Annotated in this window: 17 protein-coding genes; 8 read left to right on the top strand and 9 right to left on the bottom strand. The window is 61.8% G+C overall.

Features of this window, described 5'->3' with window-relative positions:
- The first annotated feature begins 221 nt into the window (after positions 1-221).
- A complete protein-coding gene (locus tag FIV05_RS06690; protein ID WP_031270058.1) occupies positions 222-1,403 on the top strand; it encodes an acetyl-CoA C-acetyltransferase in 1,182 nt (393 codons plus the stop codon).
- Between the two features lie 120 nt (positions 1,404-1,523).
- Positions 1,524-2,252, top strand: coding sequence for an acetoacetyl-CoA reductase (phbB, locus tag FIV05_RS06685; protein WP_023002597.1), 729 nt, complete (start codon positions 1,524-1,526; stop codon positions 2,250-2,252).
- Positions 2,253-2,299: 47 nt separating this feature from the next.
- Here phbB and FIV05_RS06680 read toward each other — a convergent pair whose 3' ends face one another.
- Entirely contained in the window at positions 2,300-3,043 is a 744-nt protein-coding gene (locus FIV05_RS06680) for a DUF3299 domain-containing protein (protein WP_173013788.1), read from the bottom strand.
- A 139-nt stretch (positions 3,044-3,182) separates the two neighbouring features.
- Between FIV05_RS06680 and FIV05_RS06675 the strand changes: the two genes are divergently transcribed.
- Entirely contained in the window at positions 3,183-3,824 is a 642-nt protein-coding gene (locus tag FIV05_RS06675) for a septation protein A (RefSeq protein WP_023002595.1), read from the top strand.
- A 138-nt stretch (positions 3,825-3,962) separates the two neighbouring features.
- Here the strand turns inward: FIV05_RS06675 and FIV05_RS06670 are convergent, their stop codons facing one another.
- The 4 genes from FIV05_RS06670 to FIV05_RS06655 form a co-directional block, all read right to left on the bottom strand.
- Positions 3,963-4,385: a hypothetical protein gene (locus tag FIV05_RS06670; RefSeq protein ID WP_152509075.1), complete on the bottom strand. Its 423-nt coding sequence runs from the start codon at positions 4,383-4,385 to the stop codon at positions 3,963-3,965.
- A 188-nt stretch (positions 4,386-4,573) separates the two neighbouring features.
- Positions 4,574-4,759: a 50S ribosomal protein L32 gene (rpmF, locus tag FIV05_RS06665; protein WP_006936667.1), complete on the bottom strand. Its 186-nt coding sequence runs from the start codon at positions 4,757-4,759 to the stop codon at positions 4,574-4,576.
- A 181-nt stretch (positions 4,760-4,940) separates the two neighbouring features.
- Complete coding sequence (gene mtgA, locus FIV05_RS06660; RefSeq protein WP_023002593.1) at positions 4,941-5,684, bottom strand: monofunctional biosynthetic peptidoglycan transglycosylase; 744 nt, start codon at positions 5,682-5,684, stop codon at positions 4,941-4,943.
- Positions 5,677-6,891, bottom strand: coding sequence for a cyclopropane-fatty-acyl-phospholipid synthase family protein (locus FIV05_RS06655; RefSeq protein ID WP_152509074.1), 1,215 nt, complete (start codon positions 6,889-6,891; stop codon positions 5,677-5,679). Before FIV05_RS06655 ends, mtgA begins: the two co-directional genes overlap by 8 nt.
- Positions 6,892-7,081: 190 nt before the next feature.
- Between FIV05_RS06655 and FIV05_RS06650 the strand changes: the two genes are divergently transcribed.
- A complete protein-coding gene (locus tag FIV05_RS06650; RefSeq protein WP_228872676.1) occupies positions 7,082-7,942 on the top strand; it encodes a polyprenyl synthetase family protein in 861 nt (286 codons plus the stop codon).
- A 107-nt stretch (positions 7,943-8,049) separates the two neighbouring features.
- Here the strand turns inward: FIV05_RS06650 and FIV05_RS06645 are convergent, their stop codons facing one another.
- From FIV05_RS06645 to FIV05_RS06635, 3 genes are read right to left on the bottom strand one after another with little or no spacing between them, the layout of a single operon-like run.
- The gene (locus FIV05_RS06645) at positions 8,050-8,994 is read right to left on the bottom strand and encodes a prephenate/arogenate dehydrogenase family protein (RefSeq protein ID WP_173013787.1); all 945 of its coding nucleotides are present in this window, start codon (positions 8,992-8,994) and stop codon (positions 8,050-8,052) included.
- Between the two features lie 6 nt (positions 8,995-9,000).
- Positions 9,001-10,137, bottom strand: a complete 1,137-nt coding sequence (gene hisC, locus FIV05_RS06640; RefSeq protein ID WP_152509072.1) for a histidinol-phosphate transaminase — start codon at positions 10,135-10,137, stop codon at positions 9,001-9,003.
- Positions 10,134-11,006 (bottom strand): chorismate mutase, encoded by an 873-nt coding sequence (locus tag FIV05_RS06635; protein WP_055660523.1) that lies wholly within the window; start codon positions 11,004-11,006, stop codon positions 10,134-10,136. Before FIV05_RS06635 ends, hisC begins: the two co-directional genes overlap by 4 nt.
- 217 nt (positions 11,007-11,223) lie before the next feature.
- Here FIV05_RS06635 and FIV05_RS06630 point away from each other — a divergent pair, with 217 nt between their 5' ends.
- Together FIV05_RS06630 and metW are read left to right on the top strand one after the other, a co-directional pair.
- Positions 11,224-12,426: a homoserine O-acetyltransferase gene (locus tag FIV05_RS06630; RefSeq protein WP_055660107.1), complete on the top strand. Its 1,203-nt coding sequence runs from the start codon at positions 11,224-11,226 to the stop codon at positions 12,424-12,426.
- 4 nt (positions 12,427-12,430) lie between these two features.
- On the top strand, positions 12,431-13,063 hold the full coding sequence (gene metW, locus FIV05_RS06625; RefSeq protein WP_152509071.1) for a methionine biosynthesis protein MetW: 633 nt from the start codon (positions 12,431-12,433) through the stop codon (positions 13,061-13,063).
- A gap of 198 nt (positions 13,064-13,261) precedes the next feature.
- On the opposite strand, the gene FIV05_RS06620 is transcribed toward metW, so the two are convergent.
- On the bottom strand, positions 13,262-14,041 hold the full coding sequence (locus tag FIV05_RS06620) for a class I SAM-dependent methyltransferase (RefSeq protein WP_152509070.1): 780 nt from the start codon (positions 14,039-14,041) through the stop codon (positions 13,262-13,264).
- Between the two features lie 138 nt (positions 14,042-14,179).
- On the opposite strand from FIV05_RS06620, the gene gloB reads away from it, so the two are divergent.
- Complete coding sequence (gloB, locus tag FIV05_RS06615; protein WP_152509069.1) at positions 14,180-14,962, top strand: hydroxyacylglutathione hydrolase; 783 nt, start codon at positions 14,180-14,182, stop codon at positions 14,960-14,962.
- A gap of 125 nt (positions 14,963-15,087) precedes the next feature.
- On the top strand, positions 15,088-15,303 hold the full coding sequence (locus FIV05_RS06610) for a hypothetical protein (RefSeq protein ID WP_023002583.1): 216 nt from the start codon (positions 15,088-15,090) through the stop codon (positions 15,301-15,303).
- Positions 15,304-15,310 lie beyond the last annotated feature (7 nt).

Below are 15,310 nucleotides of genomic sequence, written 5' to 3'. Positions count from 1 at the left end.
TCCGTGTAAGAGACTAAGCCAATCGTATCGGATCGTGCCAGCCTTTTTATGTGCGCTGACGAAAGGATTATACCGCAAATGCGAAAACAGGCCTTCGATACGGAGTGTTACGGTTGACACAAATCTCAGCGCAGTTTCTAGTCCATGCATAATAAGCATCGACAGGTGCCCCTGCGGCACCAGTCCACTACGGTCAATTGGCCTCAAGTCTGGAGAGTATGATGAGCGCTTTCACCGATATCGTCATTGTCAGTGCGACCCGCACGCCCGTGGGGTCGTTCAATGGCGCCTTTGCCAACACCCCGGCGCATGACCTCGGTGCCATTGTCATGAAGGCGGCCATGGAACAGGCCGGCGTCGAAGGCGGCGACATCGACGAAGTCGTGTTTGGTCAGGTTCTGACGGCCGGTCAGGGCCAGAACCCGGCGCGTCAGGCTGCCATCAAGGCAGGCATTGCCGATAGTGCGACGGCCTGGACGCTCAACCAGGTCTGCGGTTCCGGTCTTCGCACCGTTGCCATTGCAGCGCAGCAGATCATCTCCGGCGACGCCACCATCATGATGGCAGGCGGCCAGGAAAACATGTCGCTGTCGCCGCACTGCGCCCACATGCGCGCCGGCTACAAGATGGGCGACTACAAGATGATCGACACCATGATCAAGGACGGCCTTTGGGATGCCTTCAACGGCTACCACATGGGCCAGACCGCCGAGAACGTCGCCGAAAAGTGGCAGATCAACCGCGACCAGCAGGACGAGTTCGCAGTTGCTTCCCAGAACAAGGCGGAAGCTGCCCAGAAGGCCGGCAAGTTCAAGGACGAGATCACCGCGGTAACCTTGCAGGAACGCAAGGGAGAGCGCGTCGTTGCCGATGACGAATATATCCGTCACGGCGCCACGCTGGAAAGCGTCGCCAAGCTGCGCCCGGCCTTCACCAAGGACGGTTCCGTGACCGCCGCCAACGCCTCCGGCATCAACGACGGTGCAGCCGCCATTCTGGTGATGAGCGCCGCCGAAGCCGAAAAGCGCGGCCTGAAGCCGCTCGCCCGCATCGCCTCCTGGGCCACTGCGGGTGTCGATCCGGCAATCATGGGCTCCGGCCCGATCCCGGCATCGCGCAAGGCACTTGAAAAAGCCGGCTGGTCCGCTGCCGACCTCGATCTCGTGGAAGCCAACGAAGCCTTCGCCGCTCAGGCTTGCGCGGTCAACAAGGACATGGGCTGGAACCCGGACATCGTCAACGTCAACGGCGGTGCGATTGCCATCGGCCACCCGATCGGTGCGTCCGGGGCTCGCATCCTGACCACCCTGCTGCACGAAATGAACCGCCGCGACGCCAAGAAAGGCCTTGCAACACTGTGCATCGGCGGCGGCATGGGTGTCGCCATGTGCCTGGAGCGCTAAGCCGCAAAGGCAAAGAAGGATCATGGCCGGGCCTCCGGCCATGATCGGGAACAGCAAACAAGACTGAATTGATGTCAGAGAGCCCAAAGGGCCCGGAACTGGAAGTCAGGAGGAAGGGGAATGAGCAAGGTCGCATTGGTCACGGGTGGTACGCGCGGTATCGGCGAAGCAATTTCGCGAGGTCTGAAAGACGCAGGCTACACCGTGGCGGCCACATATGCCGGCAACACCGAAAAGGCCGAAGCCTTCAAGGCCGAGACCGGTATCCACGTTTTCAAGTGGGACGTTTCCGATCCTGACGCCTGCGCGGCAGGCATTGCCCAGGTGGAAAGCGAACTGGGTCCGGTTGAAGTGCTGGTCAACAATGCGGGCATCACCCGCGACGGCATGTTCCACAAGATGAGCTTCGAACAGTGGCGCGAAGTGCTGTCGACGAACCTCGATTCCATGTTCACCATGACCAAGCCGGTGATCAACGGCATGCGGGAACGGTCTTCGGGCCGCATCATCAACATCTCTTCCATCAATGGCCAGAAGGGCCAGATGGGCCAGGCGAACTATTCCGCGGCCAAGGCCGGCGTGATTGGCTTCACCAAGGCACTGGCGCAGGAAAACGCCTTCAAGGGCATCACCGTCAACTGCGTCTGCCCGGGTTACATCAACACCGACATGGTTGCCGCCATGCCGGAAAAAGTGCTGCAGTCGATCATCTCCGGCATCCCGGTCGGCCGCCTCGGCCATCCGGAAGAAATCGCCCAGACGGTGGTCTACCTGGCGTCCGACGCCGCCGCCTTCATGACCGGCGCGGTGATGACCATCAACGGCGGCCAGTACATCGCCAACGGCTGAGCCCAAAGGCTCAATCACAGGAAAAGGCGCCCGTTGCGGCGCCTTTTTTATGGGTGCTTCCAGGAGTTCTCAGGCACCGGGCCTTTGAAGAATTTCCAGATCCGGCTCATCGGGTCCGGGGTGGTCTCCTCACCCAGGCTTTGAGCGCCTGTGACTTTCATCTCGAAGGCTGCAATCATGTCGACCTGACCGTCCAGAAGCGTGATTTCCTGGCGGGTTGTTTTCAAGGACAGGCGCCCGGTGAGCCGGACCGGTTCATAGACATACTCCGCCCGCCAGCCTGTCGACAGCCGGTAACGGATCATCTGGTTGGGGTCAGGCGCCGGCATGTGGCTGCACATGCCCTGCTCGGGAACCAGATAGCCGGCGATTACCTCATCGCTGCCGGGTTCCTGCACGGGGATCACATACCCGGTAATCTCGATGTCCCTCCCGGCCAGAGCCTTGTTGCCGGCAAGCGACGCAGCAGCCCGTTTCTTCGCAACCTCGAAGCGTTGCGACAGCAATTTGTCCGTCGGCACGCCGGCCGCTGCAAGCCGGGCTTCTTCCTGCTGAAGACGACGTTTCAGCGTTGAACGGTCCGCGTCCGTCGCAGCCAGCTCGTCCAACTGCTGGCGAAGCCGCAGCACCATACCCAGCGACCGCAGCTCTGTGCCGCTGAGCGCGGCAAAGGGGTCCTCATAGGCCGCAGCCTCAGGATCCTTGAGCTGGTCCCAGCGAACAGGCATCGCCGCCAAGGCAGAGACCGTAAACAGCAAGGTGACCGCGAGGCACAACATCCAACGTTTCATCTTCACGCTTCCCGGCGTCTCTCTACTGGCCCTGAAAATTTCCGGCTCTATTTTCCGAATCGGACCGGGGTCCTTGACCCTGGCACCCTCCATCACCTATGTCCGGAAGCAGACTTCCTGAACAGGATAACGGAAAAACATGGAATTCGAACACGCCCCGAACGACCCCACCCGCAAGGAACTTTCCCCGCTCCTGAAGCTGGCGCTGGAATTGGGACCGCTCGGCGTGTTCTTCCTGTTCAATGCCCGCGGCGAACAGATCGCGGCGGCCTTTCCGGTGCTGCAACAGGTCGGCAAGCCTATCTTCCTGGCAACCGCCGCCTTCATGGTGGCCATCAGCATCTCGCTGGTCGTGTCGCTGTGGCTGACGAAGCGCCTGCCGATCATGCCGCTGGTGTCCGGCGCGGTGGTTCTGGTTTTCGGCGCCCTGACGCTGTGGCTGCACGACGAACTGTTCATCAAGCTGAAGCCGACCATCGTCAACTGCCTGTTCGGCACGGTTCTGCTGGGCGGATTGCTGTTCGGCAAGGCGCTGCTCGGCTACGTCTTCGACAGCGCCTTCCGGCTGACGGACGAAGGCTGGCGCAAGCTGACATTCCGCTGGGGCGTCTTCTTCTTCGTGCTTGCCGCGATCAACGAGATCGTCTGGCGCAGCTTCTCGACCGATTTCTGGGTCAGCTTCAAGGTCTTCGGCATCATGCCGATCACCCTTGTCTTCACCCTGACCCAGCTGCCGCTGATCCAGAAACACGCGATCGTCGAAGACGGCAAGGACGCCTGACCCCTTCGGTCCTGTCCTGCTCCGTTAGTTAGGACAAGTGCAGCGAAGCGCTAAAACGCAAAGGAATTCCGCGTGCCGGTTCTGCACTCGGCGGCGTCACACTTGTCCGAAATAGCGGCGGTCGGCCGGCAAGCAGTCTTAGTGCACGTCCCCGTGGCCGAAGGAAACGTCCCGCCGTGCGCCGGTGATGGAAATCGAGAACCCGGCGATCACGTCGATCAGCGAGATCGCCATGAGGATGAAGAACAGCGACGTCGCCGCGGGCTGCAGCACCAGGAACTCCACCAGGTAGGCGACGAACACCAGCACCGAGAACATGTGGTCCAGCAGGGCCGTCGTGCCGATGCGGGTCGCCTTCAGAATTTCGATGAACAGGAACAACAGCCCGACGGTGATGAGCAGATCGCTCGTCAGAAGCTCGAAGGTTGCGCCGGAAACCATCTGGATGGTGATCATCGGCTGCGCCCAGAAGCCGGGCTCTCCCGCGCCCACCGTGAAAGCAAGGGCGTTATAGATCAGCAGCGAGAAAAGCGTGAAAGGAACGGCTGAAAAAAGGCGCATGAACGGCTCCCGAATTCAAGGACACCCGAAGCGGGCGGAAATCGGAGCGAGCTGACACGATCTTGATAGCCAATTCAAGGCGCTGAAAAGAAAAAGGCCGGCCCGTCGAAACAAGGCCAGCCTCAATCTTGATTTGCCATGCGGCGATCCGGTCCGGACGCTACCTGCATTCACGAAGAATACGGGTGTTATGCGTCGTCTTTTGCGGAAAGGATCTGACGGCCCCGGTACATGCCGGTCTTCAGGTCAACGTGATGCGGACGGCGCAGTTCGCCCGAATCCTTGTCCTCGACGTAAGTCGGCTGCTTGAGGGCGTCCGCGGAACGGCGAAAACCGCGCTTGGAGCGCGAGGTTTTTCTCTTTGGAACGGCCATTTTGTTTTTCTCCGTGGTCCATAACCGCGCGGCCCGGACCGGGTTAGCCCGGGGCGTGGCGTCACGCAGCGTGTTGGAATGCGCGGCGTTATACAGGCAACGCCAACGTTTTGCCACCCCATAGAGAAAAAATTCTTGGTCTGGATAGAACAGGCGGTGGCGAAGCGCTATCCACCCTCGTCTATTTCCCCAGAACACAGCCGAAAATCGGCCCCGCGCCCTTCACACGGGCCAGGTTCGTGCCGGCCAGTTTCCGGTGTCCGGAACCTGGTTTGGCGGGGTTCCGGCCACGTGGATTTGGCAAGGCTGTCGCCAATCTGGCAGCTTCGGTCCGTGTCAGGTCCTTGGCGCTCTTGCCGAACCAGGCCTGCGCGGCCGCTTCGGCACCGAAGATACCCTCGCCCCACTCGGCAATATTGAGGTAGATTTCCAGGATCCGCTTCTTGGTCAGTATCGCATCCAGCATCAGGGCCAGCGGCAGTTCCAGCCCCTTGCGGATGTAGGACCGCTCGCCCCACAGGAACAGGTTCTTGGCGGTCTGCATCGTGATGGTGCTTGCGCCGCGAGGCTTCTCGCCTTCGCTCAGTGCTTCGACCTGATCCTGAAGCGCGTCCCACTCGACGCCGTCGTTTTCGCAAAAGCCGCTGTCTTCCGAAGTAATGACCGACCGGACGAGGTTTGGCGAAATCTGCTCAAGCGGCACCCACTGCCGGTCAACCCACAGAAACTGGACATACCGCCCGATCATCAGCGTGCTTATGGGCGGCACGACGGAATAGATAACGGTAAGAACAGGCGGAAGCAGGACAAGGACCAGCAACAGCTGCAACAAGCGCTTGCGGACAAGGCCGATCATGCCACGGCGGCGCCCCGGCGCACCCCCGGAGCCTGACTTTCCACCCGTTGCAGGTTTGACCCTAACCATTCAGTTCCCGTTCGTTATCGACAATGAAGTCGCGGACAATCGGCACGGCATCCCTCTCCTTCGACAGGAGGAGCTGGAAGACCATGTTGGATCCGTGCAGGAAGCCCAGCTCGACCGCACACAGATAAAACTCCCACATACGGCAGAAAGTTTCGTCATAAAGATCAGCGGCAATCGCCCTCTTGTCTTCAAAGCGAATGCGCCAGTCGCGAATGGTGTAGTAGTAGTGCAGCCGCAGGATTTCCGCATCGCAGACCCATAACCCAAGCCGTTCGGTAGACGCAAAGACTTCCGACAGCGCCGGAACGTAACCCCCGGGGAAAATATACTTGCGAATAAAAGGACCGGTGGTGCCCGGAGGCGTCATGCGACCGATGGAATGCACGACGGCATAGCCTTTTTCGGTCAGGCATCTGCGGATCTGGCCGAAATACTCGTCGAGATGACCGATGCCGACATGTTCCATCATGCCGACCGAGATGATCCGGTCGAATTGCCCTTCGAATTCCCGGTAATCCTTCAGAACGAATGTCACCTGGTCCTCAAGACCCGCAGCGCGCACGCGTTCCTCGGCGATCTTCACTTGCTCTGGCGAGACGTTGAGCGAGGTAACCTTTGCACCGGCCTGCGCCATGCGGATGGCGAGTGAGCCCCAGCCGCCGCCGATTTCAAGCACTTCCATCCCTGGCTTCAGATCCAGCTTGGCGACCAGATGGGCCAGCTTGGCCGCCTGGGCTTGTTCCAGTGTGTCGTCAGGCGAGGTGTAATAGGCACAGCTGTAGTTGAGGCCCTCATCCATGAACAGCCGATAGAGGTCGGTTGAAAGGTCATAGTGATGCCGCGCCTGCGACTTTGCCCGTTCGACGTTGTTCTGCTGCTGGCGCCGCCGCAAGAGCTTCCAGCCCTTCCGCAACAGGCCTTGCACGGGATTGGCCCCAAGCGGCGCCCTGTTGATGGAAAACAGGAACATGAAGTCATAGCAGGTCGACCCTTCCTCCATCGTCAGGGTTCCGTCCATATAGGCTTCGCCCGCGGCCAGCTCCGGATTGAGAAAAAGCGACCGGTAGAGTTTCTTGTCATGCAGCCGGATGGTCACTGTCGGACCGTCCTCGCCCGACCCGAATTCGTGCACGGTACCCGCGACGTCGATCACACGCATGCGCCCGCGCTTGATGAAGGATCGAAGAAGGCTCGACAGCAGTTTCATGGAAAAATCTCCAAATGGGTCAGTTTGAAAAGATCGGGCAGGTAGCCCCGGCATTTTTTTGAAATTCGAGCCTTGACGATACAGAGAATTGGTTTCAGGGAAACCCGGACTTTGAAAATGTTGCCGATCCGTCCCGGAGCCAATCGTGACCCTTGACCCAAACCAGCATCTGATATCCCAGGCCAAGTTTGTGGAGGCCACGCTGGAAACGCTTCTGGCCACCCAGGCGTTGCCGGATGAAACCGTGCGCCCCCCACGGCTGCTCGCCGCCATGCGCCACGGCGCGCTCAACGGCGGCAAGCGTCTGCGGCCGGTTCTGGTGATGGAGGCTGCCAATCTGTTCGGACGGGCGGATGACGGCGTTCTGCAGGCTGCCTGCGCGCTGGAACTGATCCATTGTTATTCGCTGGTTCATGACGACCTGCCAGCCATGGACGACGACGATCTTCGCCGAGGCCAGCCCACCGTGCACAAGGCCTATGACGAGGCGACCGCCATCCTGGCCGGCGATGCCTTGCTGACACTCGCCTTTGACGTGATCACCGGCGAGGCGGTGCATGCGGATGCAGCCGTGCGCCTGCGGCTATCGCGCGAACTGGCCCGCGCGTCGGGCATCGGCGGCATGGCGGGCGGGCAAATGCTCGACCTGGAGTCCGAACACCGCGAGCGCTCCGAAGCGGAGATCCGGCAGCTTCAATCCATGAAGACCGGTGCGCTGCTGCGCTACGCCTGCCGGGCGGGTGCCATTCTGGCGGATGCAGCGGAAGCGGATGTCGACCGGCTGACCCGTTTCGGTGAAGTGATCGGCCTCGCCTTCCAGCTCGCAGACGACCTTCTGGACGTGGAAGCCAGCGCGGAAACAATGGGCAAGGCCACCGGCAAGGACGCGGAGGCCGGCAAGGCGACACTTGTAGGACTCTGGGGCACCGACAGGACGCGCAATGAGCTCGGCCGGCTGGTGGAGGAAGCCGAAACGCTTCTCGCGCCCTACGGCAGCCGTGCGGCGATCCTGAGCGCCCTTGCCCGTTTCATCGTCAACCGGACCAACTGACGAGACAAAAAAGCCCTTGAGGGTCAAGCGATCCTCAGGGGCTACAATGCAATGAGTGCTCAACACCCGGGAAATTCCCGGGCAAGACCGGTTCCTGATGGAAGCGGTCACTCCGCCGGTGCGCCGGCCTTGTCCTTGGCATGACGGCCGAAGTCGGGGGCGTCGGTTTCCTGTCCGGCCTCGATGATCGAGCGGCGGATGCCCCGGGTGCGGGTGAAGAGGTCGAACAGCATCTGGCCATCGCCCCAGCGGATTGCCCGCTGAAGGGCCGAAAGATCTTCGGAAAACCGCGCCAGCATTTCCAGGATCGCGTCCTTGTTGTGCAGGCAGACGTCCCGCCACATGGTCGGATCGGACGCCGCCAGACGCGTGAAATCGCGGAAACCGGACGCCGAATACTTGATGACTTCCGACTTGGTGACCGTTTCCAGATCGTCCGCGGTGCCGACGATGTTGTAGGCGATCAGATGCGGCAGATGCGAAACGATGGCGAGCACCAGGTCGTGGTGTCTGGCATCCATCGTGTCGACGTCGGAACCGCAGGCGCGCCAGAAGGTACTGAGTTTTTCGAGGGCCTCGGGATCCGTGTCCTCTGAAGGTGTCAGGATGCACCAGCGCTGGTCGAACAGCGTCGGGAACCCGGCATCGGGTCCGGACTGTTCGGTCCCGGCAATCGGGTGACCCGGAATGAAATGCACGCCTTCAGGCACATGCGAGCTGACCTGATCGACGACGGACCCCTTGGTGGAACCGACATCGGTCAGGATCGCGCCTTTTTTCAGCGCAGGCGCAATCCACTTGGCAATGGCCTCATTGGCACCCACCGGCGCGCAGAGGATCACCAGGTCGGCCCCCTCCACCGCCACCGCGGCGTCGAGCGCATAACTGTCGCCCAGGCCCAGCTCCTCCGCCCTTTGCAGGGTGTCCGCAGAGCGGGTGGAAATCGCGATTTCCTTGACCAGGCCGCGTTCGCGGGCGACCTGTGCGAGCGAGGAACCGATCAGGCCGATGCCGATCAGGGCCATGCGCTCGAAAATGGGGGCAACAGTCATGTGTTCTTATTTCTGTTCCAGGAAGTCCTTCAGGTGGCCAATGATGGCCCGGTTGGCGTCTTCCGAACCGATCGTCATGCGGATCGAGTTCGGCAGCCCGTAATTGCCGACCATGCGCAGCACACAGCCGCGCTCCAGCAGATAGGCATCGGCATCCGCCGCGCGCTTGCCGTCCTCGTCGGGGAAGTGAACCAGCACGAAGTTGCCGACGCTTGGCGTCACCTTCAGGCCGAGCTTTTCCAGCTCCGCCGTCACCCAGGGTAGCCAGGTGTCATTGTGCTCGATCGATCGCGTGACGAAATCGCGGTCACGAACAGCGGCCATGCCGGCAGCAATCGCCATGCCGTTGACGTTGAACGGACCCCGGATGCGGTTGAGCGCATCGATCACCTGGGCCGGACCGAAGCCCCAGCCGAGACGCAGATTGGCGAGGCCGTAAATCTTGGAGAAGGTCCGCGTCATGATGACGTTGTCGGACGTCGCTGCCAGCTCGAGACCGCTTTCATAGTCGTTGCGGCGGACATATTCCGCATAGGCGGCATCCAGAACCAGCAGGACGTTGGCCGGCAGGCCCTCATGCAGCCGCTTGACCTCCTCGAACGGCAGATAGGTGCCGGTCGGGTTGTTCGGGTTGGCGATGAAGACCATGCGCGTCTTGTCGGTGACCCTTGCCAGGATCGCATCGACATCCGTCGTCAGGTCCTTTTCAGGCGCAATCACCGGCGTTGCCCCGGCGGCGCGGATGGCAATGTCGTAGACCAGGAAGCCGTGTTCGGAATAGATCGCCTCGTCGCCCTGGCCAAGATAACCGTAGGCGATCAGGCTGAGAACCTCGTCGGACCCGGCACCGCAGATGATGCGGTCCGGATTGAGTCCGTAGACTTCGCCGATGGCCGCACGCAGCTCGGCAGAGGACCCGTCCGGATAAAGTTCCAGGTTCCGCGCCACGGCTTCAATGGCCGCGCGGGCAGCATCGCTGGTGCCGAGCGGTGTTTCGTTGGACGAAAGCTTGTGAACGGTCTTGCCGTGGCTGCCCTTGGACTTGCCGGGAACATAAGGCGCAATATCCAGAACGCCCGGCCGCGGCTGCGGACGGTTTGCGGTTGCCTTGCCGGCTTCAGTCACTGTCGTCATCTCGTTCATCCCTGAGGCTCCTCGTCCTCGGCAGCAAATGTGTCGTCCGGGTCGCCATTGCCGTCGATCGGCGCGGCATAGCCGCCGACACGCCTTAAAACTTCCGGTGCGGCGCCTGCGGCGAGGCAGGCGGCGCGCACATCCTCTTCCGTCAGCTCGCCGGAAATCGCAAGCAGCGCGTCGACACCGGCGGCGGACCGGAAGAAACTGAGCACTTCAATGCCTTCGTCCATCAGGTTGCCCGGCAGAAGATCCGACCAGCGGGCGTCATAAACCGCAATATCGGCGTTGTCGATCATGCTGTCGGCCTTGGCCAGCACCAGCGCCGGCAGGTCGGCGGGACGCTCGTCCAGAATGACGAAGGGCAGCCGCGCCCGCACCAGTGCGCCGGATTCGCTGAGGCCGCGCCACCAGGGCAGCTCCGCCCGGTCGATAAGCGCCACAAGGCCCAGGTCACCGGCTGACGCCGTCACGGCGCCGACAACATCGGCCGCATCGCTTCCCGGCACCAGCTCCACGGAAAAACCGAAATAGAAACGCGCCAGGTCGAGCATCTCGATCAGATCGGCGCTGCCGTCCAGATGGACGGCGGTGTCTGCCTGCAGGCTGGTGCAGGCACAGATGAGATCACGCCAGATGTGTTCGACGGTTGCCAGCGGCAGGTCGCCCTGGTGGCGCTCCACCATCTGGCGCATCAGGTCGGCGTCACGTTCGGGTTGAAACAGGGCGGGTGCAGCTCCCGCGGCGCGGCCGGCAGCCTGGATACCGGCTTCGGCCTGGGCGCGTTCCATCAGGGCGGTGTGGATGCGTGCATCGATCTCGTCGACCCGTGTCCTGAGGTCGTCCAGCGACAGCCCGCTGTCCGGCAAGTGAGACATGAGGTGGCTCCGGCCTTCGTTTGGGTTCAGCGGCGCATAGTCATAGGCATGTGATTGCCCAAAGGCAAAAGAAAACATTGACTCAGGCGTTCCGGCACGGCTAGGTCGCCAGTCTGGCCGTTCTGCCGGGTGCCTGCCGTTTCCCGGTGGCGGACCGTGGCCCGCTCAACCGGCCTGAAAAATTCCCGCCCGGGACAACAGATAATTCTTTAGAGCCATGTCCGCAGACACATCACGTCCAGCCACCCCGGAGGATCTGAAGGCAAGCGAAGCGGTTTCGCCCTCGAGCAAACTTGCGCGCTTTCCCGCGGAAGAACCGCTGGAGCTCGATGCCGGCGTAAAGCTTGGCCCCTGGCAGATTGCGTATGAAACCTATGGCGAGCTCAACGCGGACAAGTCCAACGCCGTCATCGTGTGTCACGCCCTCACGGGCGACCAGTATGTGGCCTCCACCAATCCCGTGACGGGCAAGCCCGGCTGGTGGAGCCAGATGGTCGGCCCCGGCAAGCCGGTCGACACCAATCATTATTTCGTTATCTGTTCCAACGTCCTCGGCGGCTGCCTCGGCACCACAGGACCTGCCTCCATCAACCCGGAGACAGGGCAGCCCTACGGCCTTGCACTGCCTGTCATCACCATTCGCGACATGGTCCGGGCACAGGCGCGCCTTGTCGATCATCTTGGCATCGACACGCTGTTTGCGGTCATCGGCGGCTCCATGGGCGGCATGCAGGTGCTGCAGTGGGCAGCCAGCTATCCCGAGCGCGTGTTCTCGGCCGTACCGATTGCCGCGGCAGCGCGGCACACGTCCCAGAACATCGCCTTCCACGAAGTCGGCCGGCAGGCAATCATGGCCGACCCGAACTGGTGTGCCGGGAGTTACCTGCAGGAAGGACAAAGGCCGACAAAGGGCCTGGCGGTTGCCCGCATGGCGGCACATGTCACCTACATGTCCGACGAGTCCCTGCACCAGAAATTCGGCCGCAACCTGCAGGACCGGGACAATGTCACCTTTGGTTTCGACGCGGATTTCCAGATCGAGAGCTATCTGCGCCACCAGGGCATGACCTTCGTCGACCGGTTCGACGCCAATTCCTATCTCTATGTCACCCGGGCGATGGACTATTTCGACCTGGCGCATCAGTTCGGCGGCTCTCTGGCGAACGCCTTCAAGGGAACGAAAACGCGTTTCTGCGTCATGTCGTTCACATCCGACTGGCTGTTCCCCACGTCCGAAAGCCGGCGCGTGGTCAAGGCGCTCAATGCGGCGGCGGCCAACGTCTCCTTTGTCGAGATCGAAAGCGACCGCGGCCACGACTCGTTCCTGCTGGACGTGCCGGAGATGTTCCAGACGATTTCCGGCTTCGTCACCGGCGCAGCACACGCCCGCGGCCTGCCCGCCCCCGGCGAGGAGGCCTGATCCCGTGAACCTGGCTCCAAGACAGACCAAGAGCGGAGACGTGCGCGGCGACCACAAGGTTGTCGCCTCGCTGGTACCGCACAATGCCCGCGTGCTCGACATCGGGTCCGCCGACGGTGAGCTGCTCGACCTTCTGGTGCGCGAACGTCAGGTGGACGGACGCGGCATCGAACTGTCCCAGGAAGGCGTCAACCGCTGCGTTGCCCGCGGCCTGTCGGTGATCCAGGGCGATGCCGACCAGGACCTGTCCGACTATCCGGACGGGGCCTTCGACGTCGTCATCCTGAGCCAGACCCTGCAGGCGACCCGCGAACCGAAAAAGGTCGTCAGCGAGCTCCTGCGCATCGGCAATCAGGTCGTGATCTCGATCCCGAACTTCGCCCACTGGCGCAACCGGGCCCAGCTCATGTTCCGCGGGCGCATGCCGGTGACCAAGTACCTGCCCTACGAATGGTACGACACCCCGAACATCCACTTCTGTTCCCTGCGGGATTTCGTCGAACTCTGCCGGGAACTGGACGCGAATGTCGAAAAGGCCATCGCCCTCAGCGGCCGGGGCAACAAGATCCCGGTCAACGCCCCCTGGTGGGTGTGGAACATCGTTGCCGAACAGGCCGTGTTCCTGCTGAAGCGGTAAGCTGGTTCGATACCCTTCGGCCGTCATTCCGGACAAGGAAGGCGAAGCCGAACGCAGATCCGGAACCCAGACATATTTCGCGCGATTAGCGCACCGATAAAACCCTATCGAGTTCGCTGCGCTCACACTGGCGTGCTGGATTCCGGATCGTCGCGCAGCCTTCTGCAGCGCTAGTCCGGAATGACGGCTCAGAGGCTGTTAGCAGTCGCCCGTCTCCGCCCGATGCACGGACCTGACAGGCTTCAGTCCTGTCGCAACGCCTTCGGGAATGAAGACAGGCCGCAGAACGCGGAAGCGGCTTTTCTTGCCGTCGACGGGCAGGCTCTGGAACACGACCTTTTCCGCTTCCATGATCAGAACACCGCCAAAGGCGGGCCAGATGCGGCGGCCGATGCCTTCCCAGGTGCGGGCCGCACGCAGGATGGTGCGGGCGCGCGAGGGCGGCATGAAGAGGGCTTCCTTGTCCTCGGTCACGTTGAACTGGCAGCTCTTCAGAAGATCCTTGAGCTGACTGCCCGAATAAGGCCGGCCATAGCCGAAGGGGGAAAGTTCCGACTGTGCCCACAGGCCGCGCCGGTTCGGCACGACGGCAATCAGTCGCCCGCCCGGCACCAGCACCCGCCAGGCTTCCCTGAGAACCGCCGCAGGGTCCGAACAATGGTCGAGAGCGTGTACCAGCATCACCCGGTCGAAATAGGCATCGGGAAACGGCAGGTCCTGGTCTTCCACCAGCGCACAGGCGCTTTCCCGCTCGCGCGGCCAGTGAACCGCACCCTGAGGGGCGGGCATGGCGGCAATCGCCCGGTCAACCGTGTCGAGGTAGGGCCGCATGAACGGGCCCGCGTAACCGATACCGAGCAGAGCCTGGCCGGTAAGGTCCGGCCACATCTTGCGGATAGGCGCGCCGATCAGGCTGCGAAGCAGCCTGCCGAGTGGCAAATCGTAAAAAGCGCGCAAATGAACGACGTCGAGATACATTCAGCCTTGCTCGGTCAAGAAGGGTCGCGGCGATTGAACATGGAACGGCGGGAGAGCGCAAGATCTCTTGCCTTGCCCTTGGCGCCTGACTTTGCCAGTCTGCATCTCAACCAACAGATCTCAGCAGGGAGCCGTTTCATGGCCTTGAGCGACACCACCGAAATTCACCAGTTTACCTGTCTCGACGACAATTTCGGCGTGCTGATTCACGACACTGACAGTGGAACGACCATTGCCGTCGACGTGCCCGACGCCGATGCCTACGAAAAGGCGCTGGAGCAGACCGGCTGGGCGTTGACGCATATTCTGATCACCCATCACCATTGGGACCATGTCCAGGGTCTCGGCACACTCAAGCGGAAAACTGGCGCGACCGTCATCGGTCCCGAGCGTTCGCGCCTGAAGATTGCCGAGTTCGACCGCACCGTGGAAGACGGCGACGACGTCCGGTGCGGACCTTACGAGATCAAGGCAATCTCGACCCCGGGCCACACGCTGGATCAGATCTCCTGGCACATCGCCTCCATCAAGGTGGCCCACACCGGCGACACTCTGTTTTCGCTCGGGTGCGGCCGTGTGTTCGAGGGCGACAGGGACATGATGTGGTCGTCGCTTGCCAAACTGATGCGCCAGCTGCCCGATGACACCACCATCTACTGCGGCCATGAATACACGCAGGCCAACGCGCGCTTCGCCCTGACCATCGACCCGGACAACACCGATCTGAAGGCACGGGCAGACGAAGTTGCCGCGCTGCGCGAGAAAGGCGCCGCGACATTGCCGACGACCATGGCGAAAGAGAAAGCAACGAACCCGTTCCTGCGTGCAGGTGAAGCTTCTGTCGCCGCTGCTCTCGGCATGGAAGGCAAAAGCGCTGCCGAAGTCTTTTCCGAGATCCGCATCCGCAAGGACAACGCTTGATCATACCTATAGGACCCGCAGCAGAAATCTTGCGCCGCCTTCCGGTTTTTCTTGGCCGGAAGGCTTAAAACAACGGCTGGTTGCCCCCATATGCACGCTATCGTGATCATGAAGGGGCACACACCATGACACCTGCGAGTTCCGAAGACCATTTGACACGCTCCGCGGAGCAGCGCGCACGGGACGTGGTCAGCCGCATCGTCGGCCAGGCCGAACCGATACCGGGTCATCTGGGCGGCGGACACAGGCTGGACATGCAGCTCCTTTACGAGGAAGTGGTTGCGGCCCTGCGCGAAACCATTGATGATCTGGCTTTCTGCACCGGGTCGAAATCCTCCTGAGCGATCC

The organism is Labrenzia sp. THAF191a (genome assembly GCF_009363335.1).
GTDB classification, from domain to species: domain Bacteria; phylum Pseudomonadota; class Alphaproteobacteria; order Rhizobiales; family Stappiaceae; genus Roseibium; species Roseibium algicola.
The sequence above is the reverse complement of the archived record's forward strand: the minus strand, read 5'-3'. Positions and strand labels throughout refer to the sequence as shown.

What these genes read in the sequence shown, in the direction of transcription:
- FIV05_RS06690 (WP_031270058.1), top strand. Translation starts at nt 222, where the DNA reads ATGAGCGCTTTCACCGATATCGTCATTGTCAGTGCGACCCGCACGCCC.
- phbB (WP_023002597.1), top strand. Translation starts at nt 1,524, where the DNA reads ATGAGCAAGGTCGCATTGGTCACGGGTGGTACGCGCGGTATCGGCGAA.
- FIV05_RS06680 (WP_173013788.1), bottom strand. Translation starts at nt 3,043, where the DNA reads ATGAAACGTTGGATGTTGTGCCTCGCGGTCACCTTGCTGTTTACGGTC.
- FIV05_RS06675 (WP_023002595.1), top strand. Translation starts at nt 3,183, where the DNA reads ATGGAATTCGAACACGCCCCGAACGACCCCACCCGCAAGGAACTTTCC.
- FIV05_RS06670 (WP_152509075.1), bottom strand. Translation starts at nt 4,385, where the DNA reads ATGCGCCTTTTTTCAGCCGTTCCTTTCACGCTTTTCTCGCTGCTGATC.
- rpmF (WP_006936667.1), bottom strand. Translation starts at nt 4,759, where the DNA reads ATGGCCGTTCCAAAGAGAAAAACCTCGCGCTCCAAGCGCGGTTTTCGC.
- mtgA (WP_023002593.1), bottom strand. Translation starts at nt 5,684, where the DNA reads ATGGTTAGGGTCAAACCTGCAACGGGTGGAAAGTCAGGCTCCGGGGGT.
- FIV05_RS06655 (WP_152509074.1), bottom strand. Translation starts at nt 6,891, where the DNA reads ATGAAACTGCTGTCGAGCCTTCTTCGATCCTTCATCAAGCGCGGGCGC.
- FIV05_RS06645 (WP_173013787.1), bottom strand. Translation starts at nt 8,994, where the DNA reads ATGACTGTTGCCCCCATTTTCGAGCGCATGGCCCTGATCGGCATCGGC.
- hisC (WP_152509072.1), bottom strand. Translation starts at nt 10,137, where the DNA reads ATGAACGAGATGACGACAGTGACTGAAGCCGGCAAGGCAACCGCAAAC.
- FIV05_RS06635 (WP_055660523.1), bottom strand. Translation starts at nt 11,006, where the DNA reads ATGTCTCACTTGCCGGACAGCGGGCTGTCGCTGGACGACCTCAGGACA.
- FIV05_RS06630 (WP_055660107.1), top strand. Translation starts at nt 11,224, where the DNA reads ATGTCCGCAGACACATCACGTCCAGCCACCCCGGAGGATCTGAAGGCA.
- FIV05_RS06620 (WP_152509070.1), bottom strand. Translation starts at nt 14,041, where the DNA reads ATGTATCTCGACGTCGTTCATTTGCGCGCTTTTTACGATTTGCCACTC.
- gloB (WP_152509069.1), top strand. Translation starts at nt 14,180, where the DNA reads ATGGCCTTGAGCGACACCACCGAAATTCACCAGTTTACCTGTCTCGAC.
- FIV05_RS06610 (WP_023002583.1), top strand. Translation starts at nt 15,088, where the DNA reads ATGACACCTGCGAGTTCCGAAGACCATTTGACACGCTCCGCGGAGCAG.